Here is a 24,057-nt window from a genome sequence, read left to right as displayed (position 1 = left end):
CGGACAACTTATCCCTAAAGGCCCGTGTTTTCGCGTAAAATATCAGGTTCGGCCTCTTGCCTGGCGCGCCTGCCGCTGCCTCGCATGATGCATTTTTTCAACTTTCTTCCGTATCTCGCTCCCTCATGCCGAATTGGCTTTTGCCCGAAAATATTGCCGATGTTCTGCCGTCGGAAGCGCGCAAGATCGAAGAGCTGCGCCGCCTCATGCTGGATAATTTCCGTCTATACGGATATGAACTGGTGATGCCGCCGCTGCTCGAGTATCTGGAATCGCTGATGACTGGCGCTGGCAAGGATACCGACCTGCGCACGTTCAAACTGGTCGACCAGCTGTCGGGCCGCATGCTCGGCCTGCGCGCCGACATGACGACGCAAGTGGCGCGCATCGACGCGCACCTGCTCAACCGTGCCACCGTCACCCGCCTGTGCTACGCCGGCAGCGTGCTGCATACCCGTCCGTCGGGCCTGCACGCCACCCGCGAGCCGCTGCAGATCGGCGCCGAAATCTATGGCCACGCCGGCCTGGAAGCGGATGCCGAGATCCAGGAACTGGCGCTCGCTTCGCTGGCACTGGCCGGATTCGACGCGGTACGCCTGGATTTGTCGCACGTCGGCCTGTTGCGCGCTATCATTGCGCAAGACGCCAATGCCGAGCGCGACGAAGCTGCGCTGTACACCCTGCTGCGCGCGAAAGATGCGCCGGGCCTGCGCGCCCTCACGGCCGGCTATGACGCCGTGACGCGCGATGCGCTGCTGGCCTTGCCGAACCTGTATGGCGACATCGACGTGCTGGCGCGTGCGCGCGAAGTGCTGCCGCCGCTGCCGGGCGTGCTCAAGGCGCTGGCCGAACTGGCCGCGCTGGCAGGATCCGCGCTGGGCCGCGCCGAAGTGGCGATCGACCTGGCCGACCTGCGCGGCTACCAATATGAAAGTGGCGCGATGTTTGCGCTGTATGTACCTGGCTTGCCGAACGCGGTTGCGCGCGGCGGCCGTTATGACCACGTCGGCGAAGCGTTCGGCCGGGCTCGTCCCGCGACCGGCTTCTCGCTCGATTTGCGCGAACTGGCGCGCCTGTTGCCGACCGCGGAACGGAAGCATTCGATCCGCGCGCCGTGGGGCAGCGCGCCAGAATTGAAGGAAAAAATCGCCGAGTTGCGCAAGGCGGGCGAGGTCGTGATCCAGAGTATGCCGGGTCACAGTAATGAACAAGACGAGTTCGAGTGCGATCGCGTGCTGGTACTTGCCGATAATGGTAGTAGCTGGATTCTTAAAAACTTAGGTTGAGTGATGTCAAAGAAAATTATGGCAAAGAACGTTGTTGTCATCGGCACCCAATGGGGCGATGAAGGTAAAGGCAAGATCGTCGATTGGTTGACCGATCACGCCCAAGGTGTGGTGCGCTTCCAGGGCGGCCACAATGCAGGCCACACGCTGGTCATCGGTGGCGTGAAAACCGCGCTGCAGCTGATCCCGTCGGGCATCATGCGTCCAGGCGTCGCCTGCTACATCGGTAACGGCGTGGTCGTTTCCGTGCCGGACGTGCTGCGCGAAATCGACAAGCTGGAAGCCGTCGGCGTCGAAGTCGCCTCGCGCCTGAAAGTGTCGGACGCCGCACCGATCATCCTGCCTTACCACTCGGCACTCGACCTGGCCCGTGAAGCTGCGCGCGGCGCGGCCAAGATCGGCACCACGGGCAAGGGTATCGGCCCGGCCTACGAAGACAAGGTGGCGCGCCGCGCCATCCGCGTCGCCGACCTGCTGAACGAGAGCCGTTTCGCTGAAAAACTGGCGGAAAACCTCGATTACCACAACTTCGTGCTGGAGCACTACCTGAAAGCTCCGCGCATCGATTACCAGAAGACCCTCGACGACGCGCTGGCCTATGTGCCGCGCCTGCGCCCAATGGTCACCGACGTGTCGAGCGCGCTGTACAAGGCGCACAAGGCCGGCGCGAACCTGCTGTTCGAAGGCGCACAGGGTTCCCTGCTCGACGTCGACCACGGCACCTATCCGTTCGTCACCTCGTCGAACTGCGTGGCCGGCAATGCCGCCGCCGGTTCGGGCGTCGGTCCTGGCATGCTGCACTATATCCTGGGCATCACCAAGGCTTACACGACGCGCGTCGGCTCTGGCCCGTTCCCGTCGGAATTGCCAACGGATGCGGGCGTCGGCCACCACCTGGCGCAAGTCGGCCATGAATTCGGCACCGTGACGGGCCGCGCCCGCCGCTGCGGCTGGTTCGACGCTGCCTTGCTGCGCCGCTCCGTGCAGATCAACGGCGTGACGGGCATGTGCTTGACCAAGCTGGACGTACTGGACGGTATCGAAACGCTGAAACTGTGCACCGGCTACACCATCGACGGCGTGGCCACGGACATCTTCCCATCGGGCGCCGAAGAAGCCGCCCGTTGCGTACCTGTGTACGAAGAGATGCCAGGCTGGACGGAAAGCACGGTCGGCGCGAAATCGCTGGCGGCCCTGCCGGCAACGGCGCGCGCTTACATCAAGCGCATCGAAGAACTGGTCGGCGTGCCGGTGGACATGGTTTCGACCGGTCCGGATCGTGAAGAAACGATCGTGCTGCGCCACCCATTCGAGTAAGCTGCTGGACACAATCCGCCGCAAGGCGGATTTTTTTAATCACGCTAATAATAAGATTCCACTATCATGACTACCCCACAATCGAACGATCAACATCTCTGGGTCAACTGGGAAGAATACCACCGCCTGATCGAGCGCCTGGCGCTCAAGGTCTACGAATCGGGTTGGAAATTCGACCAGGTATTGTGCCTGGCGCGCGGCGGCGTGCGTCCCGGCGACGTGTTCTCGCGCATTTTTGATTTGCCGTTGGCCATCCTGTCGACCAGCTCCTACCGCGAAGACGCGGGCACGGTGCGCGGCGACCTCGATATCGCCAAGTACATGACCATGACCAAGGGCCCGCTGGCTGGCCGCATCCTGCTGGTCGACGACCTGGCCGATTCGGGCGTCACCCTGGACAAGGTCACGCGTCACCTGAAGGAAAACTTCCCTGACGTGACCGAAGTCAAATCGGCCGTGATCTGGCTGAAAGGCTGCTCCGTCGTGCGTCCTGACTACTTCCTGGACGAACTGCCGCACAATCCGTGGATCCACCAGCCGTTCGAAGACTACGACGGCCTGCGTCCGCACCAGCTGGCGGCGTGGATCAAGAAGGGCGAAGCAGGCAAGTAATCGCGTGTGCGCTTGCAAAAAAAAGACGATCGTGTATCGTCTTTTTTTTCGTCCAAGGAAATGCGATGACCATACTGACGACGGCGCGCCTGCGCCTGGAACCCATCACCGAGCAGCACTACGAGCGCATGCGCACCCTCAACACGGATCCCGAGGTGATGACCTATCTGAATGCGGGCCAGCCCGAGACGGAAGAAAATACGCGCGCGGCCGTCACGCGCATCACGGGCCGCTGGGCCGAGTGGGGCTATTCGTGGTGGGCGCTGATACGCCTCGATGATGGCGAGATGGTGGGCATGGCTTGCCTGCAGCATCTCGATGGCGACACGACTAAACCGCATGAAATCGGCTGGCGCCTGGCGCGTACAGGCTGGGGCCAGGGCTATGCCAGCGAGGCGGCTGCCGCCATCGTCGCACATGCTTTCGATGTCGTCGGCGCGCCCGCAGTGGTGGCTGTGGCCCATCCCGACAATGCCGCCTCGATCAAGGTCATGACGCGCCTGGGCATGCAATACGTGGGCATGGGGCGCCATTACGACCTCGATTGCGTCGTGTACCGCCTGGCGCGCCCGTGACGGCGATGCGCAAGCCCTTGAAGCTGGGCTGCAGCTACGGCGTGCGGTTTTCACCCGATGGCACGCGCCTGGCCGTGCTGGGGCGCGACCTGGTGCTGTGGGACGTGGCGGCGCGCCAGAAGCTGTGGCGCGGCAAATTCATCGCGCACATGTCGGGCATGGCCTTTTCGCCCGACGGCAGCCGGCTGGCCATCAAGAGCACGACGGGCCAGATTGCCGTGGTGGATGCCGATGCGGGACAATTGCTGTTCAATTTCCAGAACAAGAAGGATGGCGAAGGCTGCGGTCCCGCGTGGTCGCCGTGCGGCCGGTATCTTGCCGACGGCGGCTGGGATGGCCGCCTGCGGGTGCGCGACGCGCAAACGGGCGAGGCGCTCTTCACGCAGGCGCACCCGGGCGAGATGCTGCGCGGCATGTGGGCTATCGATGGCGGACGGCGTTTGCTGCTCCTGCATGGCGTCAAATCGGTGGAAGAGGGGCAAGTGCAGCTGCCCGACTATTGCAGCGTGTGGGACTGGCCGCTGCAGGCGGGCGCCGGCCGCGTGGTGCTGTCGCTGCCGAAGCTGGCGTCGTGCACGCCGTCGCCCGATGGCACGCTCCTGGCCGTGCTGCATTACGCTGAAGGCCAAGAATGTCTGTCCGTGCATGCGCTGGACGATGGCCGCCGGCTGGCCACGGTGGCCGTGGAGGCGGGCGGCGGTACGGGCGACGCCTTGCGCTGGCTGCCCGACGGCAGCGCGCTGGGGCGCATCGGCAAGGGCAAGCTGCTGTTCTACGCCTGGCCGGGACTCGGCGTGCTTGCCGAACACGCCGTTGCCTATCCCTGCGCGCTGGACTTCTTGCCTGGCTCGCCACTGGCCGCCATCGGTTCCTGGGAAGCTGGCATGCTGATGGATCTGAACCTTCACAAGGAAAGCGCATGATCACCTGTTACCTGCGTTACATCATCGACCCGTATAAATTGCGGGAATTCGAAGCCTACGGCAAGCTGTGGATACCGCTGGTCGAACGTTTCGGCGGCCAGCACCACGGCTACTTTTTACCCTCCGAAGGCGCCAGTAACGTGGCGCTGGCCATGTTCTCGTTTCCCAGCCTGGCTTTGTACGAGCAGTACCGCAGCGACTCGATGCAGGACGCCGAATGCCAGGCCGCCTTCCGCTACGCCGAGGAGACGCGCTGCATCGTCAGCTACGAGCGCAGTTTTTTCCGCCCCGTGTTTGCCTGAACAGGGTCAGTCGCGCTGTGGTGCGCCCAGGGGGAAGAGGTGGCGGTATGGGCGCGCCTCTTCCACCGCGCGGGCGAACGATGGGCGGGCCAGCAGGCGCGCGCGGTAGGCGCGCAGCAGGGGCAGCGTTGCGGGAATCGGCTGGGTCCAGTCCGCGTAGAACAGCGCGGGGGCGGCGGCACAGTCGGCCAGGCTGAAGTGGTCGGCGGCGGCCCACGTCCTGCCGGCCAGGTACTCTTCCAGCCAGGCGTAGGCGAGGTCCAGCTTTTCGCCGGCAAACGCGCGGCCTTCCCTTGTCTTCACCGGGTCGCCGGTCAGGGCTGCACCGACGGCATGCTGTACGGGTGTCATGACGTGCAGGTCGAAATAGCGGTCGAGAAAACGCACGTCCAGCGCCTGCATCGGATCGTCCGGCAGCAGGCGCAGCGGGCCGGGATGGGCCAGTTGCAGGTATTCGATGATGATGCTGGTCTCGGCGACGTTGCGCTCGCCGTCCACCAGCAGCGGAAATTTGCGCAGCGGCCAGCGTTCCAGCCATTGCTGCAGGTGCTGCGGCATGTCCGGCGCCAGGCAGCGGAAGGAGAACGGGATGGCGTTCTCGTACAGGGCGATGAGCACCTTCTGCGTGTACGAGGAAAAGGGATGGCCGTAGAGGATCAGCGACACGGTGGGAACTCCTGTCATTGTGAAAGGTTGGCAACACGCGCGTGTGCCAACGATAGTGCAATGACAGGATCAATGCAAGCGGTCCGCGCCGTTCCCGCTTGCCCCCGTGGCGCGCCCGCCTAGCCGAGGTTCGCCAGGTAGCGCAATCCCGTGATGCTGGGGAAGAAGCAATACACGCCGCCACGCGTGATGACGCTGCGCGAGAAATGCTGCAGTTCGGTATTGCCGCTTCCCTTCGCGCCCACGCCGGGCAAGGTGAAGGAACTGACGGCCGGGTCGTTGATGCCCAGGAATACGTCCTGGCCGCTGATGTTGAACGTGGCATCGCCCGCCTCGGGACCGGCCGGGCCGACGGCCGATTTGACGAAGGCATCGTCATTGTTCCATTGCTTCATCAGGAATTCGAACTGATTGCGCAGGCTGGCATTGATGAAATAGCCGACCAGGCCGCGCTGCGCTGCGATGGGCGCTGCCGGATCATATTCGCTGCCGTAGGGCATGGCGCGCCGCACGATGCGGTGGTGGCGAGCGGAGGCGCCCACGACGGCTTCGTCGCGCGGATTATTGCGCCGGATGTGCGCGCCGATCGGGCATTTCAGGCCCAGCGTGTCATCGAGGTCCGGCTGTCCATCGACATAGTGAAAGCGGTTCAGGCTGGCGTCCGGCAGCACGGGCCCGGCCTCGTCCGGCCTGAGCACGAGCGGATTGCCGTTGCGCCAGCGTCCGCACATCTTGGCGGCCACCATTTCGGTCGTGAGTCCGGAACTGGCCGCGCCCTGGCTCAGGATGCTGTCGAACAGGGGCACGTCCTGCTCCAAGATGCGGAAGGCGGCATAACTGCCATTGGTGGATAGCTGCGGCGGCTGCACCTGGTAGGTGCCGCCGTTTTCATTCGGATAGCCGAGCAGGAATTCCCCCGTCTTCACGCTGTTGAGCGGGTCAGGGTCGTGTTCGCGCTTGCGCTGCGGGGCGCCATCGACGTCGGGCTGGGCGATGCTGTCGCGGTAGCCGAAATGCACGCGGTTGTCTGGCAGGGCCACGCCGTCGTGCGCATACAGTTCGCGCCAGCCGGTGGCAAAGGCGCGGCGTAGTGTGGCCGAGGTTGCCTGCAGCACTTCCGTCGATTCGCTGACCCACAGGCTCAGCAGCGCATGCACCTGGCCATGCTGGGTAGCCGGCCCCAGGTTGCCGAGCCAGTGTTCGGGGGCGCTGTCGCCTACGTCGCCCACGGCAGTGACGCTGGCCGGATCGGCCGCGCCCCGTTGAAATGCCTGGTCAAAGGTGGTCAGGTCGGTCGCGGCAACGCCCAGCGCCGACAGGCCGGGAGCGGTAAAGCTGAGATTCAGGAAGCAGGGCGGCTTGGGGTGGATGTGCCGCGCGGTGGTAATGGACGGCAAGCCGTCGCTGCCGTCGAGCAGAGCCGCGATGGTGCGCCGTGCCTGCGCCGCATCCGTGATGCTGAAGATGAAATGGCGCGCCAGGTTGACGCGGTAGCCGCGCAGGATCGTGCCTTGCACGTCGTCGTAATCGATGGTGGAATCGGCCATGCTGTCTCCGGGGGCTGGGGTGGTGGCTGGCAGGGTGGTGGGGCCGCTTGCGCAGCCCCGGCGTGGCTTTCGGCTCAGGTTCGGAATGCGGCGATGATTTTCTGGACGGTCTGCGGATAGGCGCTATACAGGCCGTTATTGGGCACGTGCTGCGCGGCGTCGTTGGCCGTGATGAAGGCTTCAAATGCGGCCACATGGTTGGCAACAGGAATCAGCGCCTTGCCGCCCACGACAAATTGCAGCAGCGCGTCGAATACCTCGCCCAATTGGCCCACGAAATCTTCGATGTAGTCGTTGAAGTTGCCGTCATACTCGGTGATCACGCCGATGATCAGGCTATCGGAAGTGCCCGCCGATTGAATGTTGGGCAGCAGATTGGGCTGGGAGCGATCCAGCAGGGTGAAGCGGGCAAAGTGCACGGTACCGATAGTGGTAAGGGCGGCATTGATCTTCGCCTGGAATTCCACCAATGTTGCGGCGATGGCGGTCGGATTGGTGCCGGGTAGCGCCGGCATCATTAAGCACAGTGGATTTGCCATGGGAGGCTCCTCATTACGTGGTTGTCGGGAGGACCGACACTACGCCGCGGCGCCTACTGCGTCAAAAGCTATATTTTCACATTTGTTGCTAATTACGCACTGTTGCAACATGATAGTCGATATGAAATCCGGTCTCATGTGGATAGTTGCTGAGGCTGGACAGCGCAGGCGGACACTCTGCCGCCGTGCTGTTCCAGCCTGTTTCGGGAAGCGCAAGGGGCGCCGCCGGCAAGCCGGGTTCCGTCGCCATTATTTTTGCAGGATGGGACGCTGACGCTCCCGATTGCCACGCCTCAATCCTCGGCCTGGAATTCGCTGGCCGAGACGAACAGATCCCACGAGGCGATGAACAGGGCCGCCACCACGGGGCCGATGACGAAGCCGTTCAGGCCAAACAGGGCCATGCCGCCCACGGTCGACAGCAGCACCACGTAGTCGGGCATCTTGGTGTCCTTGCCGACCAGGATGGGGCGCAGCACGTTGTCGACCAGGCCGATGACGAAGACGCCGAAGGCGGCCAGGCCTGCGCCTTGCCAGATGGCGCCCGTGGCCAGGAAGTAGACGGCCACGGGCGCCCAGACGAGGGCGGCGCCGACGGCCGGCAGCAGCGACAGGAAGGCCATCAGCACGGCCCACAGCAGGGGCGCGGGCACGTCCAGGAACCAGAACGCCAGGCCGCCGAGGGCGCCCTGGGCGATCGCCACGAGGATGTTGCCTTTCACCGTGGCGCGGATCACCGTGGTGAAATTGGTGAACAGGCGCTGCTTGTATTTTCGGCTCAGCGGCACGGCGCCCTTGATACGGGCTGACAGGGCGGAGCCATCGCGCATGAGGAAAAACAGCAGGTACAGCATGATGCACAGGCTGGTGAGGAATTCAAACGTGTACAGGCCCACATTGATGGCTTTCACGGCCACCACCTGGCTCACCTGCGTGGCGCCCTCGGCCAGCTTGTCCTGCAGGCTGGCCAGGCTGGTCAGGTGGAAGCGCTCGAGCAAGTTGATCAGCCATTGCGGCAGCACTGCCATGATTTTATCGAAGAACATGGCGACCGTGATTTCGCCCGAACGCACCATTTCCACGACGCTGGCCGCCTGGTTCACCAGCGACACGGAAATGAGCGACAGCGGCAGGATCACGATGACGACGATGAGCAGCAAGGTCAGCAGCGACGCCAGGCCGGCACGGCCCCTGGTTTTTCGCAGCAGCCAGCGGTACACGGGCGCGAACAGGATCGCCAGGACGACGCCCCAGAAGATGGCGCCCGCATACGGCGCCAGTATCCAGCCGAAGCCGATGGTGACGATGCTCAGGAGGAGCAAGAACACTTTCTGGTGCAGCGTGAGAGTATGCATGGGTGGTAGCGTAATGATAAGGGTTGAGTTGTCCCATCATAAGCGAGGCGTGGTGCGGCGCGCCATACAATTGTGCCTTGGCAGTCTGTGCGCGAGCGTGCCTGGCGCCGGCGGGCTGGCAACACGGTAGCGGCAAATCCAGTAAGCTGTCGCTCCAGGCGTTCCATCCCGGGCGCCTTTGACTTGGACTTCAGGAACGCGCGTGGCCGACAACATTCACTTTTATGAACCTGCACAGGGCCACGGCCTGCCGCATGATCCCTTCAACGCCATCGTGGGACCGCGGCCCATCGGCTGGATCGCTTCGCGCAGCGGCGAGGGCGTGATCAACCTGGCGCCGTACAGCTTTTTCAACGCCTTCAATTACCACCCGCCGCTGATCGGTTTTTCCAGCATCGGCCGCAAGGATACCTTGCGCAATATCGAGCAGACGGGTGAATTCGTGTGGAACCTGGCAACCCGGCCGCTGGCCGAGGCGATGAATGCCAGCTGCGCGCCGGCGCCGCCCGAGGTCGATGAATTCGCGCTGGCCGGCCTGACGCCGGCCGCCTCGTGCATCGTGAATGTGCCGCGCGTGGCCGAAAGCCCTGTCTCCTTCGAATGCCGGCGCACGCAGATCATCGAGCTGCAGGGCGTCAATGGCGCTGGTGTCGGCAGCTGGCTGGTGCTGGGGGAAGTGGTGGGCGTACATATCGCGCGCCACCTGCTGACCGATGGCGTGTACGACACCGCGGCAGCGGCGCCGATATTGCGCGGCGGCGGTCCGGCCGATTATTTCGAGATCGGACCGGACAGCTTGTTCCACATGCGCCGCCCCAGCTATCCCTGAGCCAGGATCTATTTCTGCATGATGGGATCGCGTCCCAGGGTGCGGGCCAGCGCGCCGCCGTCGCCGCGCCAGAATTCGCGGTCGGCCAGGCGCACGCGTTCGGCCGCATGCTGCATGTGTTCCATGGCCGCCTGGCGCGCCCGCTGCGGGTCGCCGTCGGCAATCGCCTGCACGATCTTTTCATGTTCGCGCCGCACTTCGATGGAAAAGTCCGTGCGCCGCGCTTCATTCGCGCGCGTTACCTTGACGGCCGAGCGGATCGGGTCGGCGAACATGGCAACAAACTTCGGCCAGTAAGGGTTGCCCGTCGCCTCGGCGATGCACAGGTGCAGGCGCACGTCTTCTTCCACGCCATCGACGCCGGCCGCCACGGCTTCCTCAATGCGCCGCAGCGCGTGTTCGATGTCGGCCAGCTGGCCCGGCGTGCGCCGCACGGCTGCCAGCGCGGCGATTTCCGCTTCCAGTCCCTGGCGCACTTCGATCAGGTTCAGCAGCGATTGCACCGATTGCTCCGTCAGCGCATCGCCGCGCTCCCCGGCCTTCGCGCCATCCTGCGCGCACACGAACGTGCCGCTGCCCTTGCGCGTGACGAGGATGCCGTCCGCCTGCAGCAGGGCGATGGCTTCGCGCAGCACCGTGCGGCTGACGCCAAAGTGGCTGGCCATGGCTTGCTCCGACGGCAAACGCGTGCCGCCGGCCAGGCCATCGTGGTGGAGCTGCTGGCGCAGCCGTGCCGCCACGCGCGCACCCAGGGTGCCGGTGGTGAAGCTGCCCGCGGCGGGCTCCGGCGCGGGAAGGGTGAAGCTGAACGTGCGGTCCATCGGGTGCATCCTTGCGCTAACGGTTTTCAAATGGGGATTGCCTGCTTGCCATTATATGGAATATACAGCTTGACACACATAAAACACACACATAATATACATCCATACAAATTTTAGACAAGTTGCCAGCCACCACCGGTGGACCATAAAAACCCGGCACGGTCGATCCCCCAGTGATCAGGAGACAAGCATGGAAGTGTCACAGACAATGCCGGGCCAGCCGGCCGGCGCGGCCGCAAGCCAGAAAACCATCGATGACGCCGTCTACCGCAAGGTGACCTGGCGCATCATTCCCTTCCTCATGCTGTGCTACATCGTCGCTTACCTCGACCGTGTGAACGTGGGCTTCGCCAAGCTGCAAATGCTGGCCGACCTGCAGTTTTCCGAAACCGTGTATGGCCTGGGTGCGGGCGTGTTCTTCCTTGGCTACTTCCTGTTCGAGGTGCCCAGCAATGTGATGCTGCACAAGATCGGCGCGCGCGTGTGGATCGCCCGCATCATGATCACCTGGGCCATCATCTCGGGCGCCTTCATGTTCGTTACCACGCCAACCCAGTTCTACGTCATGCGCTTCCTGCTCGGCATCGCCGAAGCGGGCTTTTTCCCCGGCATCATCCTGTATCTGACCTACTGGTATCCGTCCGAGCGCCGCGCGCGCATGGTGTGCACCTTCATGGCCGCCATTCCCGTGGCGGGCCTGATCGGCGGCCCCCTGTCGGGCTGGATCATGGAAACCTTCGCCGGCTGGCACGGCTATGCGGGCTGGCAGTGGATGTTCGTGCTCGAAGCGATTCCCGCCGCGCTGATGGGCGTGGCCGTGCTGCTGTACCTCGATAACAGCATCCGCGCCGCGAAGTGGCTGACGGAAGATGAAAAAGTCATCCTCGAACAGCGCATCGCCACGGAAGCGCAGGGCAAGGTCTCGCACCCGTCGATCCGCGCCATGTTTGCCGACCCGCGCATCTGGGTCATGGCTCTGATTTATTTCTGCTGCGTGATGGGCCAGTATTCGCTGACCTTCTGGCTGCCCAGCCTGATCAAGGCGGCCGGCGTGACGGGCGTGCTCAATATCGGCCTGTTCACGGCGATCCCGTACTCGGTAGCCGTGGCGTCGATGATACTGCTGGGCCGCAGTTCGGATAAATACCGCGAACGCCGCTGGCACATGGCCATCCCGCTCGTGGTGGGCGCCGCCGCCATCGTCTGCAGCGCGCTGGCCGGCGCCCACAACACGGGCTGGGCCATCTTCTTCCTGACGATCGCCGCCGGCGGCATCCTCGCCGCCTCGCCCATGTTCTGGAGCCTGCCGACGGCCTTCCTCGGTGGCGTCTCGGCCGCTGCCGGCATCGCCGCCATCAACTCGGTGGGCAATCTGGCCGGTTTCGCGGCGCCGTACATGATCGGTTCCATCAAGGACCTGACACAGTCGACCGACATCGCCATCTACCTGCTGGCCGGCATCCTGGTGATTGGCGCCATCATCATCATGCGCGTGCCGGCCAAGCTGGTGAACAAATAAAACTGGAGTAGAAGATGAACGTAGCAATCAAAAAAGTGGGCGTGATCGGCCTGGGCGCTATGGGCATGGGCATCGCGCAATCGTTGCTGCGCGCGGGCTTCGACGTGCATGCCTGCGACGTGCGTCCCGAAACCGTGCAGACGCTGGCCGGCCAGGGTGCCCATGCGGCGCCGTCTCCCGCCGCGCTGGCGGCGCAGGTGCAAGCCTTGCTGATCGTTGTCGTCAATGCGCAGCAGACGGAGGCCGTGCTGTTTGGCGAACACGGCGCGGCGGCCAGCCTGGCGCCGGGCAGCGTGGTGATCGCCTGCGCCACCGTGGCGCCCGAGTTTGCCGAGGCCCTCGGCGCGCGCCTGGCGGCCATGGGACTGCGCTTCATCGACGCGCCCATTTCCGGCGGCGCGGCCAAGGCGGCTGCCGGCGAGATGTCGGTGATGGCGGCCGGCGCGCCCGAGGCGTTCGACGCTTGCGGCGGGATTTTCGACGCCATCTGTGCAAAGCTGTACCGTCTGGGCGAACAGCCGGGGCAGGGTTCGAAAGTCAAGATGATCAACCAGTTGCTGGCCGGCGTGCATATTGCCGCCGCCGCGGAAGCGATGGCGCTGGGCCTGCGCGCCGGCTGCGATCCGAACGCCCTGTACGAAGTGATCTCGAACAGCGCCGGCAGTTCCTGGATGTTCCAGAACCGGGTGCCGCATATTTTGAAAGGCGACTACGCGCCGCTGTCGGCCGTGAATATCTTCGTCAAGGATTTGGGCATCGTGCTCGATTACGCGAAAAAAAGCGTGTTCCCGCTGCCCCTGTCGGCCACGGCGCACCAGATGTTCATGCAGGCGTCGGCGGCAGGCTTTGGCGGCGAGGACGACTCGGCCGTCATCAAGACTTTCCCGGGCATCGATCTGCCGGCGAAAGCGTAACTGAATAAAAAGGAACAATCATGACCGTACTACTGGGATGTATCGCCGACGATTTCACGGGTGGCACCGACCTGGCCGGCATGCTGGTCAAGGCCGGTATGCGCACGGTGCAGCTGATCGGCGTGCCGCAAGGTCCGCCGCCAGCCGATGTCGACGCCGTCGTCATCGCCCTCAAGTCGCGCACGAATGCGCCCGAGGAGGCGGTGGCTGAATCGCTGGCCGCGCTGGCCTGGCTGCAGCAGGCCGGATGCAGGCAGTTCTATTTCAAGTACTGCTCCACGTTCGACTCCACGCCGCGCGGCAATATCGGCCCCGTGGCCGAGGCGCTGATGCGGGCGCTCGACACGGATTTTACGATTGCCTGCCCGGCGTTCCCCGCCAACGGCCGCACCATCTACAAAGGCAACCTGTTCGTCGGCGACGTGCCGCTGGCCGAATCTGGCATGCGCGACCATCCCTTGACGCCGATGACGGATTCGAACCTGGTACGCGTGCTGCAGCAGCAGGTGCAAGCCAAGGTAGGCCTGGCCGATTTCTCCGTGGTGGAGAAGGGCGCCGCCGCCATCGCCCAGCGCTTCACGGACTTGCGTGGCCAGGGCTGCCATTTCGCCGTCGTCGATGCCGTCTCGAACCGCGACCTGGAAGCCATCGGCGCCGCCTGCGCTGACTTGAAACTGATCACGGGCGGCTCCGGCATCGCGCTGGGACTGCCACAGAATTTCCGCCAGCGGGGCCAGTTGGCGCCATCGCCTGCGGGCCAGGCGGGACGTTTGCCGCCACCGACGGGCTTGCGTGCCGTGATCTCGGGCAGCTGCTCCGTTGCCACGCAGCAGCAGGTGGCGCACTTGCGCGAACTGGCGCCATCGTTCCACGTCGACCCTTTGCAGCTGGCGGCCGGTGGCGAGGTGGTCGACGCCGTCGTGGAGCAAGCCCTGGCCTGGGCCGGCACGCACCTGGCGCAAGGCCCGGTGCTGATCTACGCCACGGCCACGCCGGACGCCGTGCGCGCCGTGCAGGCGCAACTGGGCGTGGAGCGGGCCGGCGCCCTGGTCGAGGAAACCCTGGCCGCCATTGCGCAAGGGCTGGTGCGCCTCGGCGTGGGCCAGCTGATCGTCGCTGGCGGCGAAACGTCGGGCGCGGTAGTAAAAGCGCTGGGCGTGGCGGGTTTGCGCATCGGGCCAGAGATCGATCCTGGCGTGCCGTGGACGCAAGCCTTGCCGGCGCTGGGCGAAGATGGCGCGGCGCCGTTGGCGCTGGCCCTCAAGTCCGGCAATTTCGGCACGGTGGATTTCTTCAGCAAGGCCTGGCAGGTGCTGGCATGAGCACCACGGAATCGCGCCAGCGCGAGCTGATCGTCGACTTCGGCAAGTCGCTGTTCGAGCGGGGCTTGACGGCCGGCAGCAGCGGCAACCTGAGCGTGCGCCTGTCCGACGGCTGGCTGCTCACGCCAACGAATGCCAGCCTGGGGCGGCTCGATCCGGCGCAATTGTCAAAGCTGGACTGGGACGGCAACTTGATCAGCGGCGCGCCGCCGTCAAAAGAGGCGTTCCTGCACCGCGCCATGTATGCGGAGCGGGGCAGTGCCGGCGCCATCGTGCATTTGCACTCGACGCATTCGGCGGCCGTGTCGTGCATGTGCGGCTTGAACCATGACGACTGCATTCCACCCCTGACGCCATATTTCGTGATGAAGGTGGGGCGCTTGCCCCTGGTGCCATATCACCGGCCGGGCGACCCGGCGCTGGCGGGCGCGATTGGCGCCATGGCGCGCAAGCATTCGGCCGTGCTGCTGGCCAATCACGGTCCCGTCGTCTCTGGCACGAGCCTGGAAGCGGCCGTGTATGCGGCCGAGGAACTGGAAGAGACGGCCAAGCTGTTCCTGCTGCTGCGCGACGTGCCCACGCGCCCGCTCGACGCGGCGCAGATCGCCGACCTGAAGCACACGTTCAAACTCGAACTATAAGATTCCCAAGGAGATACCGCATGCCCCGCTTTGCCGCCAACCTGACCATGATGTTCAATGAAGTGCCCTTCCCGCAGCGCTTTGCCGCCGCCGCGCAAGCGGGTTTCCAGGGCGTCGAATTTCTGTTCCCTTACGATTACGCGCCGCAGGAAGTCGCGGGCTGGCTGCGCGAGCACGGCTTGCAGAACGTGCTGTTCAACCTGCCGCCGGGCGACTGGGCGGCCGGTGAGCGGGGCATCGCTTCGCTGCCGGGCCGCGAAGCGGAATTCCGCGCTGGCGTGGCGCGCGCCATCGAATACGCGCTGGCGCTGGGCACCCCGCGCGTGCACATGATGGCGGGCTTGCTGCCCGTAGGCGCCGACCTTGCCCTGCACCGCGCCACCTACCTGGCCAATCTGCAGTACGCGGCCAGGGCCGTGGGCGAGCATGGCATCGAGCTCTTGATCGAACCGATCAACGGACGCGACATGCCCGGCTACTTCCTCGTCACGCAGGCGCAGGGCCATGCGCTGCGCCTGGAGTCGGGCGCGTCCAACGTCAAGGTGCAGATGGATTTTTATCACACGCAGATCGTCGAGGGCGATATCGCCATGACGTTCAGGAACAACTTCGATGGCATCGGCCATGTGCAGATCGCCAGCGTCCCGGCCCGCAATGAACCGGACGATGGCGAAGTCAATTACCCGTATTTATTCACGCTGCTGGATGACCTGGGCTACGAGGGCTGGATCGGCTGCGAATACCGTCCGCGCGGGCGCACCGAAGATGGCCTGGGCTGGCTCGCCGCTTACAACAACAAACAAGGAGCATGAAGATGAAAGTACTCATTACCGGCGGCGCCGGTTTCCTGGGACAGCGCCTGGCGCGCCAGTTGCTGGCGCAAGGCCAGCTGACGGACAGCCAGGGCCAGTTGCAAACGATCAGCGAGCTGGTATTGGTCGACGTGGTGGCTGCGCATGACTTCAACGATGCGCGCGTAACAGTCGTCACGGGCGACATCGCCGACGGTGCCCTGATGCGCGCCACCATCGATGCGCAGACAAGCTCGATCTTCCACCTGGCCGCCATCGTCAGCGGCCAGGCGGAAGCCGATTTCGAGCTGGGCATGCGCATCAACCTCGATGCGTCGCGTTTGCTGCTCGATATCTGCCGCGAACTGGGACACAAGCCGAAAGTGGTGTTTACCAGTTCCGTGGCCGTGTATGGCGGCCAGCTGCCGGACGTGGTGCAGGATACGACGGCGTTGAACCCGCAGTCGTCCTACGGCGCGCAAAAGGCCATCGGCGAGCTGCTGCTCAACGATTACAGCCGCCGCGGCTTTGTCGATGGTCGCGTGCTGCGCTTGCCCACCATCAGCGTGCGTCCCGGCAAACCGAACAAGGCGGCGTCGTCGTTCGCCAGCGGCATCATCCGCGAACCCTTGAATGGCGAGGCGGCCGTCTGCCCCGTGTCCACCGACCTGCGTCTGTGGCTGCTGTCGCCGCGCGGCGCCATCGCTTCCCTGATCGCCGGCCATGAATTGGCGGGCGAGGCGTTTGGCGCCAGCCGCACGGTGAACTTGCCGGGCTTGAGCGTGAGCGTGGGCGAAATGATCGCCGCACTCGAAGCCGTGGCCGGCAGCGAAGTGGCGGCCCGCATCAGCTACGCTCCCGATCCTGCCGTCGAGCGCATCGTCAAGAGCTGGCCCGGCGCCTGGGATGCGGCACGGGCCGAAGCGCTGGGTTTGACGGCCGATGCGGATTTCGCCGCCATCATCCGTGCGTATGTCGACGACATGAAAGCGGCCGGCTAGGCGACTGTCGCCAGCTGCGAGCGGCGATAGTCGAGCGGCGTACTGCCCACCAGTTCCGCAAAACTGCGGCTGAAATGGGCCTGGTCAAAAAAGCCCAGTTCATGCGCCAGGCTGGCCAGGTCGGGCGCATCGGGCTGCGCCAGGCGCCAGATCGCTTCCTGCAGGCGGTAGCGCTGGATCACCCATTTCGGCGGCACGCCCACGTAGTTGGCGAACAGGCGCTGCAGCCGGCGTTCGCCGATGGCCATCTTTTCGCACAACTGCGCCACGCTCGCCGGGCCGTTGCGGGCCGCCGCCGCGGCAGTCAGCCTGGCGGCCAGCAGGGCGGCGTCATCGACTTGCGGCAGCCTTGCCTGCAGCAGCGCCTGTGCCTGCGCCACCATGGCCGTATCGCCGGCTTGCCGCAGTACCAGCGCCTCGGCTTGCGCAGCCGGCATGTCCAGCAGGGCATCGGCGGCGATGGTCGTATCGGTGAACGACGATAAGGGCTGAGTGATGAACGGGCGCAGGCCGCCCGGCGCAAAACGCACGCCCAGCACCTTGCCTGCACCAATCAAGGGCCTGTCAAATGCGCCGCGCACCACGCCATGGATGGCGGTGCGCCCAAGCTCGAAAACCAGGTGGGCGTTCGGGTAGGGCAGCACGCGCTGCGTCTGCGGCGCGCAGCCCCGCCTGTCCCATTCCACGACCCAGAAGTACTCGACGAACGGCGCCAGCGCGCCAGCCGGCGGATAGGTCGCCAGCCGTATGCGGCGCGCCGCTGCCTGCGGGTCGACGATGCCTTTCGGCGCCTGGCCGCGCGCGGCGAGCACATTGCGCGTGCTGTCGGTTTTATCCAATATTTGTCTCCTGCGCTGCCTTAATCTGCTTCTCTCGCATCGATTGAAGGGGAATCATGAAATCACACAGCTTGCCGGGCCTGGTGCTGGCCGCATGTTGTCTATCGGTGGCGCCAGCCGGCGCCGCCTCGTTTGCAGAAGGGGATCATCGCATGCATGTGCACGCCACAGGAAGTTTCAGCATCACCATGACGCCATCCGCGGCGCCGCAGCGCTCCGGGCGCACGACCTTGGGCAAGGTACTGCTCGACAAAGTCTATGCCGGCGACCTGGTCGCCACTGCCACGGGCGAGATGCTCAATGCCGTCACCGACACCAAGGGCGCGGCCGCTTATGTCGCCATGGAAGCCATCACGGGCGTCCTGCAGGGCAGGGAAGGCAGCTTCGTGGCGCAGCATGCGGGCACGATGGCCGATGGCAAGCAGCAGCTGTCCATCGTGATCGTGCCGCATTCCGGCACGGGGCAGCTGACGGGCATCAGCGGCACGCTGGCCATCCGCATCGTCAATGGCCAGCATTTCTACGACATCGACTATTCGCTGCCGCAGCCGTAGGCCAGCCAAGGCACGGATAGCCGTTTATTTGCCCAGGATCGACGCCACATTGTCGGTGCCGGGCGCGCCGAACAGCTGCTGCTTGAGGACGTGCAGCTGGTCGCGCACTTGCGCCGCCTTTTCGAACTCCAGGTTCTTGGCGTGGTCGACCATCAGTTTTTCCAGGCGCTTGATTTCCTTGCTGACCTGTTTCTCGCTCATGGCTTCGAACTTGGCCGCTTCCTGCGCCACTTGCAGGGTTTCGCGCGCTTCCTGCGGGCTGTAGACGCCGTCGATCATTTCGCGGATCGATTTCTTGACGCCGATCGGGATGATGTTGTTGGCCGTATTGAAGGCGATCTGCTTGGCGCGGCGGCGTTCCGTCTCGTCGATGGCGCGGCGCATGGAGTCCGTGATGCGGTCGCCGTACAGGATCGCCGTGCCGTTCAGGTTACGCGCGGCGCGGCCGATGGTCTGGATCAGGCTGCGCTCGGAGCGCAAGAATCCTTCCTTGTCCGCGTCGAGGATGGCGACCAGCGACACTTCCGGCAAGTCCAGGCCCTCGCGCAGCAGGTTGATCCCCACCAGCACGTCGAAGGTGCCCAGGCGCAGGTCGCGCAGGATTTCCACGCGCTCCACCGTCTCGATATCGCTGTGCAGGTAGCGCACCTTGATGCCATGGTCGCCCAGGTATTCCGTCAATTGTTCCGACATGCGCTTGGTCAGGGTCGTCACCAGCACGCGTTCGTCCTTCTTGATGCGCTCGACGATTTCCGACATCAGGTCGTCCACCTGGCTGCTGGCGGGGCGCACGATGATCTGCGGGTCGACCAGACCGGTTGGGCGCACGACCTGCTCGACCACCTGGTCGGAATGGCTCTTTTCGTATTCGGCCGGCGTGGCCGAGACGAATACGGTCTGGCGCATCTTCTGTTCGAATTCCTCGAATTTCAAGGGCCGGTTGTCGAGGGCCGACGGCAGGCGGAAGCCGTAGTCGACCAGATTCGTCTTGCGCGAACGGTCGCCGTTGTACATGGCGCTCAGCTGGCCCGTCAACACGTGCGACTCGTCGAGGAACATCAGGGCGTCGGGCGGCAGGTAGTCGACCAGGGTCGGCGGCGGCTCGCCCGGCAGCGCGCCGGACAGGTGGCGCGAGTAGTTCTCGATGCCCTTGGTGAAACCGATTTCCGCCATCATTTCCAGGTCGAAGCGCGTGCGCTGCTCCAGCCGCTGCTCTTCGATCAGTTTATTTTCCTTGCGGAAGAACTCGAGGCGCTCGCGCAGCTCGTCCTTGATGGTCTCGACGGCGCGCAGCACGGTGGAGCGGGGCGTCACGTAGTGCGAGCCCGGGTACACGGTGAAGCGGGGGATTTTCTGGCGCACTCTGCCCGTCAGCGGGTCGAACAGCTGGATCGATTCGATCTCGTCGTCGAACATTTCCAGGCGCACGGCCAGCTCCGCATGCTCGGCGGGGAAGATGTCGATGGTATCGCCGCGCACGCGGAAGGTGCCGCGGCCGAAATCGACCTCATTGCGCGTGTACTGCATCTGAATCAGGCGCGCGATGACGTCGCGCTGCGCGACCCTGTCCTTGACGCGCAAGGTCAGGATCATCTGGTGGTACTCGTTCGGATTGCCGATACCGTAGATGGCCGAGACGGTGGCGACGATGATGACGTCGCGCCGCTCCATCAGCGACTTGGTGCACGACAGGCGCATCTGCTCGATATGTTCGTTGATCGACGAGTCCTTTTCGATGAACAGGTCGCGTTGCGGCACGTAGGCTTCCGGCTGGTAGTAATCGTAGTAGCTGACGAAGTACTCGACGGCGTTCTGCGGGAAAAAGTCGCGGAACTCGCTGTACAGCTGCGCCGCCAGGGTCTTGTTCGGCGCGAAGACGATGGCTGGCCGGCCCATGCGCGCGATGACGTTGGCCATGGTGTAGGTCTTGCCCGAACCGGTCACGCCCAGCAGGGTCTGGAAGGCCAGTCCGTCGGCAATCCCCTCGGATAACTGGTCGATTGCCGTGGGCTGGTCACCGGCCGGAGGGAAGGGCTGGTGCAGCTTGAAGGGGGAGTCCGGGAAAGAGATAATTGCGCTTTCCGCCTCGCTGGCGGTAGATAATTCGGGCATGTGAATCAGACCTTTGTTAGAATAGTGCTCTGCTGGCGGCCCTGGCGTTGTATTTTGGGGCGCTGTCTACAACTCCGCTGTGAACCTGCTTCCAATCGAATCCAATCTTATCATGACGAACCCAACTGTTTCTGCCAGTCTGTTTAGCGCCATCGAGATGGCCCCACGCGACCCGATCCTGGGCATCACCGAAGCATTTAACGCGGACCAGAATCCCGCCAAAATCAATCTGGGCGTTGGCGTCTATTATGACGACAACGGCAAGGTGCCTCTGTTAGCTTGCGTACGCAAGGCAGAAGCCATCCTGATCGAACAGGCGGCGCCACGCACCTATCTGCCGATCGAAGGCCTCGCTGCCTACGACAAGGCGGTGCAAGAACTCGTATTTGGCGCCGATAGCGCCGTAATTCAAGAGCGACGCGCCGTGACCGTGCAAGCCATCGGCGGCACGGGCGCATTGAAGATCGGTGCCGATTTCCTGCAGCGCTTCGCGCCGGGTGCCCAGGTCTACATCAGCGACCCAAGCTGGGAAAACCACCGCGCGCTGTTTGAAAACGCCGGTTTCGTCGTGAATAACTACACGTACTACGATGCCGCCACCCATGGCGTGAACTTCGACGGCATGCTGGCCAGCCTGAACGCCATGCCAGCCGGCTCCATCGTCGTGCTGCACGCCTGCTGCCACAACCCGACCGGCGCCGACCTGAGCGTGCCCCAGTGGGATCAGATCATCAGCGTGGTGACCTCGCGCGGCCTGGTGCCGTTCCTGGACATGGCGTATCAAGGCTTCGCCAACGGCATCGCCGAAGATGGCGCCGTGGTGTGCCGCTTCGCCGACGCGGGCGGCCCGCTGCTGGTGTCGAACTCGTTCTCGAAATCGTTCTCGCTGTACGGCGAGCGCGTGGGTGCCCTGAGCGTCGTCGCCGCCAGCGCCGACGAAGCGGCCCGCCTGCTGTCGCAGCTGAAGCGCGTCGTGCGCACCAACTACTCGAACCCGCCAGTACACGGCGGCAAGGTGGTCGCCACCGTCCTGGCCACGCCGGAACTGCGCCAGCTGTGGGAAGAGGAACTGGCCGGCATGCGCGTGCGCATCCGCGAAATGCGCAATGCCTTCGTGGAAAAGCTGAAAGCCAAGGCGCCGGCCCACGACTTCGAATTCGTGCGTCAGCAAATCGGCATGTTCTCGTACTCGGGTCTCACCAAGGAGCAGGTGGCGTCGCTGCGCGAGCAGTCGATCTACGCCGTCGACACGGGCCGTATTTGCGTGGCAGCATTGAATTCGCGCAATATCGACATCGTTATTGACGCGATCGCCAAAGTGCTTTAAGATCTTGCTTCTTCGGCGCTGCATGCAAGTGCGGCGCTGATGGCGGTAGAAAGTCGGCGATGGCCGTGTTTGTGTAGATGCAGTATCAGTCTTGCAAATATGGAACAAGCGACATATAATATTGCCTCTTTTCCCTGATAGCTCAGTTGGTAGAGCGACGGACTGTTAATCCGCAGGTCCCTGGTTCGAGTCCAGGTCGGGGAGCCAGAATTCGGAAGGCCACGTTGAAAAACGTGGCCTTTTTTGTTATTGCACCGCCGGCATGGGCGCCAGTGCAAGATAAGATTTTCCCTATGGAAATCTGGACAGCGCCAAGTTTGGCCTATATAATACGGCCTCTTTTCCCTGATAGCTCAGTTGGTAGAGCGACGGACTGTTAATCCGCAGGTCCCTGGTTCGAGTCCAGGTCGGGGAGCCAGAACATCAGCAGTATCGAAAAGCCCAGCCTTCACCGGCTGGGCTTTTTGCATTTCAGCGCGCCGCGATTGGCGCAGGCAGGGTCTCGATGATCGCCTGCTGGAATTTTTCCGGTTCATCCTGGTGTATCTGATGTCCCGACTGTTCAAATAAAAACAGCCCCTTCCTTGGCGCCTGCAGTTGCTCAAAATAGTCTTGCGTGATGCGGGTGGAGGTCTGGATATCGTTCTTGCCAACGAAGAAATAGATCGGGCAGTCGACTTTCTTCAGGGTCTTCGGCAAATCGATATGCATCACTTCGCTCCATACGGGCGACCAGGCTTTGGACCATTGCAGAAAGCCGACCTTGAAGCCATCGCTGGTCGCAAAAGCCTTTCCTTCTTTATGGGAAAGCCATTTGCGCAAGTAGAACAGGTCTTCATCCTGTTGGAAGGGGATATGCACCTGCGCCAGTTCCTTGCTGGCGACGGCATCGTCCCGGAAATGCGTCTTCAAATGGGCCAGCAATTCCTTTTCGCTGGCCATCTGGCTGATGACGGGATTGACGGCGAAATACGCATGCAGCAGTTCCGGATGGCGCTCGACGATATGAAAACCCAGCACATTGCCCCAGGAACTGCCCAGCAGGTATATTTTTTCCTGCTTGAGCTCTTTTCGCAGAAACGTGATGACCTGGTACGTGTCCTGCTTCATCTGCGCGACGGACGGCTGGCTTGGCGAGGGATTCAGTTTCAGGGTTTGTCCCGCATCGCGCTGATCCCATTGCACCAGCGTAAATCTATTTTTCAGGATGCTGGTAAAGGCATCCGCATTCTTCATCATCGAACTTCCGGGCCCGCCCGATAAGAAGAGAAGAACAGGCTTGTTGGAATCATCTGTTTTGATTTGCACAAACTGCTTGATTCCGCCGATGTCCGGTGTTAGCAGCGTGTTGATGGCAACTGCTTGTGCTTTGCATGCATACAATGGCAGCAGGGCGATGAATAGTATTGCCAGTAGCTTGTTTTTTGTCATGGGCTGATATGGATGGTTATCTACGGGTATGGGGTGTCCATGGGGGATATTATCCGAATAGCATGTTGCATATAGAAAATATTTGCGGCATGGCGGACCGCTGTCTGTGTGTTTTTCCATTTTGCGCTATCCTGAATGCAACCCCATAGGAGAGCTGCCACCATGACCTGTTCTATCCCGTTGCGCCATATCGTCCTGTGTGATTTTCTTGAGGACATTACACCGGCCAAGCATGCCGAGCTGGTCTATGAGTTTTCCCAGCTTAAACACCGCATCCCCGGTGTGCTGCAATTCGAATGGGGGCCGAACGTCAGCCCGGAAGGTCTCGATGACGGCTTTACCGATTGCTTCAGCTTGAGCTTTGCCGATACCGGCGCGCGCGACTCTTACCTGGCCCATGCCGCGCACCAGGCGTTTGTGGAGCTGCTCAAGCCATGGCTGGGCCGCGTACTGGTATTTGACTATCATCCGCAGGAAAATCCGGGCTGAATGGCGCCATACGTAATTTTTTTAGCGTAAATCTGGACAACTGAAAATTGGCGCTATAGAATGCGGCCTCTTTTCCCTGATAGCTCAGTTGGTAGAGCGACGGACTGTTAATCCGCAGGTCCCTGGTTCGAGTCCAGGTCGGGGAGCCAGAACATCAGCAGTATCGAAAAGCCCAGCCTTGACGGTTGGGCTTTTTGCATTTCCGGGGTTGCTCGCTTGTGCGTGGCACATCATAGAGTCATCCACATCATTTTCAATTTCCTGATCGCCAGAGCCCCGGTGCGAAAACGGCTGAAGCTTGGCGAATTATTTATTATTAACTTAAGAATATTATTGATTTTTTAA

24 protein-coding genes and 3 tRNA genes are annotated in these 24,057 nt (G+C 63.1%); 19 read left to right on the top strand and 8 right to left on the bottom strand.

Going from position 1 to position 24,057, the window contains the following annotated elements; genetic code table 11:
- The first annotated feature begins 125 nt into the window (after nucleotides 1–125).
- The 6 genes from LSO07_RS21880 to LSO07_RS21855 all read left to right on the top strand — a co-directional run bounded on the left by LSO07_RS21880 (nucleotide 126) and on the right by LSO07_RS21855 (nucleotide 5,015).
- A complete protein-coding gene (locus LSO07_RS21880) occupies nucleotides 126–1,286 on the top strand; it encodes an ATP phosphoribosyltransferase regulatory subunit (RefSeq protein WP_070254058.1) in 1,161 nt (386 codons plus the stop codon).
- Between the two features lie 3 nt (nucleotides 1,287–1,289).
- Nucleotides 1,290–2,603 (top strand): adenylosuccinate synthase, encoded by a 1,314-nt coding sequence (locus tag LSO07_RS21875; protein WP_151096562.1) that lies wholly within the window; start codon nucleotides 1,290–1,292, stop codon nucleotides 2,601–2,603.
- Nucleotides 2,604–2,669: 66 nt separating this feature from the next.
- Nucleotides 2,670–3,215, top strand: a complete 546-nt coding sequence (locus LSO07_RS21870) for a phosphoribosyltransferase (protein WP_034752020.1) — start codon at nucleotides 2,670–2,672, stop codon at nucleotides 3,213–3,215.
- Between the two features lie 65 nt (nucleotides 3,216–3,280).
- On the top strand, nucleotides 3,281–3,790 hold the full coding sequence (locus LSO07_RS21865) for a GNAT family N-acetyltransferase (RefSeq protein WP_151096561.1): 510 nt from the start codon (nucleotides 3,281–3,283) through the stop codon (nucleotides 3,788–3,790).
- Complete coding sequence (locus tag LSO07_RS21860; RefSeq protein ID WP_151096560.1) at nucleotides 3,787–4,713, top strand: WD40 repeat domain-containing protein; 927 nt, start codon at nucleotides 3,787–3,789, stop codon at nucleotides 4,711–4,713. Before LSO07_RS21865 ends, LSO07_RS21860 begins: the two co-directional genes overlap by 4 nt.
- On the top strand, nucleotides 4,710–5,015 hold the full coding sequence (locus LSO07_RS21855; RefSeq protein WP_034752016.1) for an NIPSNAP family protein: 306 nt from the start codon (nucleotides 4,710–4,712) through the stop codon (nucleotides 5,013–5,015). The genes LSO07_RS21860 and LSO07_RS21855 overlap by 4 nt, the downstream gene beginning before the upstream one ends.
- 6 nt (nucleotides 5,016–5,021) lie before the next feature.
- Here LSO07_RS21855 and LSO07_RS21850 read toward each other — a convergent pair whose 3' ends face one another.
- The 4 genes from LSO07_RS21850 to LSO07_RS21835 form a co-directional block, all read right to left on the bottom strand.
- Nucleotides 5,022–5,681 carry a glutathione S-transferase family protein gene (locus LSO07_RS21850; RefSeq protein ID WP_151096559.1) on the bottom strand — a complete coding sequence of 220 codons (660 nt, stop codon included), beginning with the start codon at nucleotides 5,679–5,681 and terminating at the stop codon, nucleotides 5,022–5,024.
- A 119-nt stretch (nucleotides 5,682–5,800) separates the two neighbouring features.
- The gene (locus LSO07_RS21845) at nucleotides 5,801–7,228 is read right to left on the bottom strand and encodes a Dyp-type peroxidase (RefSeq protein WP_151096558.1); all 1,428 of its coding nucleotides are present in this window, start codon (nucleotides 7,226–7,228) and stop codon (nucleotides 5,801–5,803) included.
- 74 nt (nucleotides 7,229–7,302) lie between these two features.
- Entirely contained in the window at nucleotides 7,303–7,767 is a 465-nt protein-coding gene (locus tag LSO07_RS21840) for a hypothetical protein (RefSeq protein WP_151096557.1), read from the bottom strand.
- A gap of 293 nt (nucleotides 7,768–8,060) precedes the next feature.
- On the bottom strand, nucleotides 8,061–9,122 hold the full coding sequence (locus tag LSO07_RS21835; protein ID WP_151096556.1) for an AI-2E family transporter: 1,062 nt from the start codon (nucleotides 9,120–9,122) through the stop codon (nucleotides 8,061–8,063).
- Nucleotides 9,123–9,324: 202 nt separating this feature from the next.
- Between LSO07_RS21835 and LSO07_RS21830 the strand changes: the two genes are divergently transcribed.
- Nucleotides 9,325–9,951 (top strand): flavin reductase family protein, encoded by a 627-nt coding sequence (locus LSO07_RS21830; RefSeq protein WP_151096555.1) that lies wholly within the window; start codon nucleotides 9,325–9,327, stop codon nucleotides 9,949–9,951.
- A gap of 8 nt (nucleotides 9,952–9,959) precedes the next feature.
- Here the strand turns inward: LSO07_RS21830 and LSO07_RS21825 are convergent, their stop codons facing one another.
- On the bottom strand, nucleotides 9,960–10,772 hold the full coding sequence (locus LSO07_RS21825) for a FadR/GntR family transcriptional regulator (protein ID WP_034789005.1): 813 nt from the start codon (nucleotides 10,770–10,772) through the stop codon (nucleotides 9,960–9,962).
- 190 nt (nucleotides 10,773–10,962) lie between these two features.
- On the opposite strand from LSO07_RS21825, the gene LSO07_RS21820 reads away from it, so the two are divergent.
- The 6 genes from LSO07_RS21820 to denD are packed head-to-tail and all read left to right on the top strand — an operon-like array spanning nucleotide 10,963 to nucleotide 16,960.
- Nucleotides 10,963–12,291: an MFS transporter gene (locus LSO07_RS21820; RefSeq protein WP_052140695.1), complete on the top strand. Its 1,329-nt coding sequence runs from the start codon at nucleotides 10,963–10,965 to the stop codon at nucleotides 12,289–12,291.
- 14 nt (nucleotides 12,292–12,305) lie between these two features.
- A complete protein-coding gene (ltnD, locus tag LSO07_RS21815; RefSeq protein WP_151096554.1) occupies nucleotides 12,306–13,205 on the top strand; it encodes an L-threonate dehydrogenase in 900 nt (299 codons plus the stop codon).
- Nucleotides 13,206–13,225: 20 nt separating this feature from the next.
- Complete coding sequence (otnK, locus tag LSO07_RS21810; protein ID WP_191909751.1) at nucleotides 13,226–14,527, top strand: 3-oxo-tetronate kinase; 1,302 nt, start codon at nucleotides 13,226–13,228, stop codon at nucleotides 14,525–14,527.
- Nucleotides 14,524–15,168, top strand: coding sequence for a 3-oxo-tetronate 4-phosphate decarboxylase (gene otnC, locus LSO07_RS21805; RefSeq protein ID WP_099394294.1), 645 nt, complete (start codon nucleotides 14,524–14,526; stop codon nucleotides 15,166–15,168). The genes otnK and otnC overlap by 4 nt, the downstream gene beginning before the upstream one ends.
- A 20-nt stretch (nucleotides 15,169–15,188) precedes the next feature.
- Nucleotides 15,189–15,980 (top strand): 2-oxo-tetronate isomerase, encoded by a 792-nt coding sequence (gene otnI, locus LSO07_RS21800; RefSeq protein ID WP_151096552.1) that lies wholly within the window; start codon nucleotides 15,189–15,191, stop codon nucleotides 15,978–15,980.
- A gap of 2 nt (nucleotides 15,981–15,982) precedes the next feature.
- A complete protein-coding gene (gene denD, locus LSO07_RS21795; RefSeq protein ID WP_151096551.1) occupies nucleotides 15,983–16,960 on the top strand; it encodes a D-erythronate dehydrogenase in 978 nt (325 codons plus the stop codon).
- Here the strand turns inward: denD and LSO07_RS21790 are convergent.
- Nucleotides 16,957–17,799: a helix-turn-helix domain-containing protein gene (locus LSO07_RS21790; protein WP_225317383.1), complete on the bottom strand. Its 843-nt coding sequence runs from the start codon at nucleotides 17,797–17,799 to the stop codon at nucleotides 16,957–16,959. The genes denD and LSO07_RS21790 overlap by 4 nt on opposite strands.
- 56 nt (nucleotides 17,800–17,855) lie before the next feature.
- Between LSO07_RS21790 and LSO07_RS21785 the strand changes: the two genes are divergently transcribed.
- The gene (locus LSO07_RS21785; RefSeq protein WP_225317382.1) at nucleotides 17,856–18,353 is read left to right on the top strand and encodes a DUF3224 domain-containing protein; all 498 of its coding nucleotides are present in this window, start codon (nucleotides 17,856–17,858) and stop codon (nucleotides 18,351–18,353) included.
- A 24-nt stretch (nucleotides 18,354–18,377) separates the two neighbouring features.
- Here LSO07_RS21785 and uvrB read toward each other — a convergent pair whose 3' ends face one another.
- The gene (gene uvrB, locus LSO07_RS21780; protein ID WP_034788988.1) at nucleotides 18,378–20,465 is read right to left on the bottom strand and encodes an excinuclease ABC subunit UvrB; all 2,088 of its coding nucleotides are present in this window, start codon (nucleotides 20,463–20,465) and stop codon (nucleotides 18,378–18,380) included.
- Nucleotides 20,466–20,577: 112 nt separating this feature from the next.
- Between uvrB and LSO07_RS21775 the strand changes: the two genes are divergently transcribed.
- From LSO07_RS21775 to LSO07_RS21765, 3 genes are all read left to right on the top strand, one after another.
- Nucleotides 20,578–21,792 (top strand): amino acid aminotransferase, encoded by a 1,215-nt coding sequence (locus tag LSO07_RS21775; RefSeq protein ID WP_191909750.1) that lies wholly within the window; start codon nucleotides 20,578–20,580, stop codon nucleotides 21,790–21,792.
- 131 nt (nucleotides 21,793–21,923) lie between these two features.
- A tRNA-Asn gene (locus LSO07_RS21770) sits at nucleotides 21,924–21,999 on the top strand.
- A gap of 135 nt (nucleotides 22,000–22,134) precedes the next feature.
- Nucleotides 22,135–22,210 (top strand) — tRNA-Asn (locus LSO07_RS21765).
- A 53-nt stretch (nucleotides 22,211–22,263) separates the two neighbouring features.
- On the opposite strand, the gene LSO07_RS21760 is transcribed toward LSO07_RS21765, so the two are convergent.
- On the bottom strand, nucleotides 22,264–23,343 hold the full coding sequence (locus LSO07_RS21760) for an alpha/beta fold hydrolase (RefSeq protein WP_225317381.1): 1,080 nt from the start codon (nucleotides 23,341–23,343) through the stop codon (nucleotides 22,264–22,266).
- 42 nt (nucleotides 23,344–23,385) lie between these two features.
- Between LSO07_RS21760 and LSO07_RS21755 the strand changes: the two genes are divergently transcribed.
- Both LSO07_RS21755 and LSO07_RS21750 read left to right on the top strand, forming a co-directional pair.
- Nucleotides 23,386–23,712 carry a Dabb family protein gene (locus LSO07_RS21755; RefSeq protein ID WP_151096550.1) on the top strand — a complete coding sequence of 109 codons (327 nt, stop codon included), beginning with the start codon at nucleotides 23,386–23,388 and terminating at the stop codon, nucleotides 23,710–23,712.
- A 73-nt stretch (nucleotides 23,713–23,785) separates the two neighbouring features.
- Nucleotides 23,786–23,861: transfer RNA gene (locus LSO07_RS21750), tRNA-Asn, on the top strand.
- The last annotated feature ends 196 nt before the right edge of the window (nucleotides 23,862–24,057 follow it).

Source organism: Janthinobacterium sp. PLB04, from assembly GCF_021165895.1.
Taxonomy (GTDB): domain Bacteria; phylum Pseudomonadota; class Gammaproteobacteria; order Burkholderiales; family Burkholderiaceae_D; genus Janthinobacterium; species Janthinobacterium lividum.
This window is presented reverse-complemented; position numbering and strand designations above follow the sequence as displayed.

Coding starts and splice junctions, on each gene's coding strand:
- LSO07_RS21875 (WP_151096562.1), top strand. CDS start 1,290: ATGTCAAAGAAAATTATGGCAAAGAACGTTGTTGTCATCGGCACCCAA.
- LSO07_RS21870 (WP_034752020.1), top strand. CDS start 2,670: ATGACTACCCCACAATCGAACGATCAACATCTCTGGGTCAACTGGGAA.
- LSO07_RS21825 (WP_034789005.1), bottom strand. CDS start 10,772: ATGGACCGCACGTTCAGCTTCACCCTTCCCGCGCCGGAGCCCGCCGCG.
- LSO07_RS21785 (WP_225317382.1), top strand. CDS start 17,856: ATGAAATCACACAGCTTGCCGGGCCTGGTGCTGGCCGCATGTTGTCTA.
- denD (WP_151096551.1), top strand. CDS start 15,983: ATGAAAGTACTCATTACCGGCGGCGCCGGTTTCCTGGGACAGCGCCTG.
- LSO07_RS21760 (WP_225317381.1), bottom strand. CDS start 23,343: ATGGAAAAACACACAGACAGCGGTCCGCCATGCCGCAAATATTTTCTA.
- LSO07_RS21775 (WP_191909750.1), top strand. CDS start 20,578: ATGACGAACCCAACTGTTTCTGCCAGTCTGTTTAGCGCCATCGAGATG.
- LSO07_RS21755 (WP_151096550.1), top strand. CDS start 23,386: ATGACCTGTTCTATCCCGTTGCGCCATATCGTCCTGTGTGATTTTCTT.
- otnK (WP_191909751.1), top strand. CDS start 13,226: ATGACCGTACTACTGGGATGTATCGCCGACGATTTCACGGGTGGCACC.
- LSO07_RS21835 (WP_151096556.1), bottom strand. CDS start 9,122: ATGCATACTCTCACGCTGCACCAGAAAGTGTTCTTGCTCCTCCTGAGC.
- uvrB (WP_034788988.1), bottom strand. CDS start 20,465: ATGCCCGAATTATCTACCGCCAGCGAGGCGGAAAGCGCAATTATCTCT.
- LSO07_RS21840 (WP_151096557.1), bottom strand. CDS start 7,767: ATGGCAAATCCACTGTGCTTAATGATGCCGGCGCTACCCGGCACCAAT.
- LSO07_RS21865 (WP_151096561.1), top strand. CDS start 3,281: ATGACCATACTGACGACGGCGCGCCTGCGCCTGGAACCCATCACCGAG.
- ltnD (WP_151096554.1), top strand. CDS start 12,306: ATGAACGTAGCAATCAAAAAAGTGGGCGTGATCGGCCTGGGCGCTATG.
- LSO07_RS21820 (WP_052140695.1), top strand. CDS start 10,963: ATGGAAGTGTCACAGACAATGCCGGGCCAGCCGGCCGGCGCGGCCGCA.
- otnI (WP_151096552.1), top strand. CDS start 15,189: ATGCCCCGCTTTGCCGCCAACCTGACCATGATGTTCAATGAAGTGCCC.
- LSO07_RS21855 (WP_034752016.1), top strand. CDS start 4,710: ATGATCACCTGTTACCTGCGTTACATCATCGACCCGTATAAATTGCGG.
- LSO07_RS21845 (WP_151096558.1), bottom strand. CDS start 7,228: ATGGCCGATTCCACCATCGATTACGACGACGTGCAAGGCACGATCCTG.
- otnC (WP_099394294.1), top strand. CDS start 14,524: ATGAGCACCACGGAATCGCGCCAGCGCGAGCTGATCGTCGACTTCGGC.
- LSO07_RS21880 (WP_070254058.1), top strand. CDS start 126: ATGCCGAATTGGCTTTTGCCCGAAAATATTGCCGATGTTCTGCCGTCG.